Here is a 906-nt window from a genome sequence, read left to right on the forward strand (position 1 = left end):
ACGCCTGGTTGAGGGTGATGGTGAAGGTTGGATTCGCGTTTTCGAACACAGGACCGTTGCCAACGATGCTGACGGTCACGGTGTCGGTGGTGTCGTTGATTTGCACCACGCCTGGTTCTTTGCTCAGCTGCAGGTCTTCGAAGACCTTGCCTGGCACAGAAGCATCGGTGACGGTCAGGCTCAGCGGGCCGCCATCTTTGTAGACGTCATCGCCCTGGATCGGTGCGGTGTAGATCGCGCTGGTATCACCGGCTTTAACGGTGACGGTGCCGCCGTTGCTGAGTTTGACGGTGAGGTCATCCTTCAACGCCTGGTTGAGGGTGATGGTGAAAGTCGGGTTGGCGTTTTCGAACACAGGACCATTGCCAGCGATGCTGACGGTGACGGTGTCGGTGGTGTCGTTGATCTGCACCACGCCTGGTTCTTTGCTCAGCTGCAGGTCTTCGAAGACCTGGTCCTTCACGGTTGCGCTGTCGATAGTAACGCTCAGCGGGCCGCCGTCTTTGTAGACGTCGTCGCCTTGGATCGGTGCGGTGTAAATCGCCGAAGTATCACCGGCTTTAACAGTGACGGTGCCACCGTTGCTGAGTTTGACGGTCAGATCATCCTTCAACGCCTGGTTAAGGGTGATGGTGAAAGTCGGGTTTGCGTTTTCAAACACAGGACCATTGCCAGCGATGCTGACGGTGACGGTGTCGGTGGTGTCGTTGATCTGCACCACGCCTGGTTCTTTGCTCAGCTGCAGGTCTTCGAAGACCTGGTCCTTCACGGTTGCGCTGTCGATAGTAACGCTCAGCGGGCCGCCGTCTTTGTAGACGTCGTCGCCTTGAACTGGGGCGGTATAGATCGCGCTGGTATCACCGGCTTTAACGGTAACCGTGCCGCCGTTGCTCAGCTTGACGGTCA

The 906-nt window shown here is 57.5% G+C and carries 1 protein-coding gene; it reads right to left on the reverse strand.

Features of this window, described 5'->3' with window-relative positions; genetic code table 11:
* Positions 1-906, reverse strand: a 906-nt coding sequence (locus NR126_RS28385) for an immunoglobulin-like domain-containing protein (protein WP_256832481.1), incomplete at both ends; no start/stop codon positions are given.

The organism is Pseudomonas sp. Pse1, from assembly GCF_024519635.1.
GTDB lineage: Bacteria > Pseudomonadota > Gammaproteobacteria > Pseudomonadales > Pseudomonadaceae > Aquipseudomonas.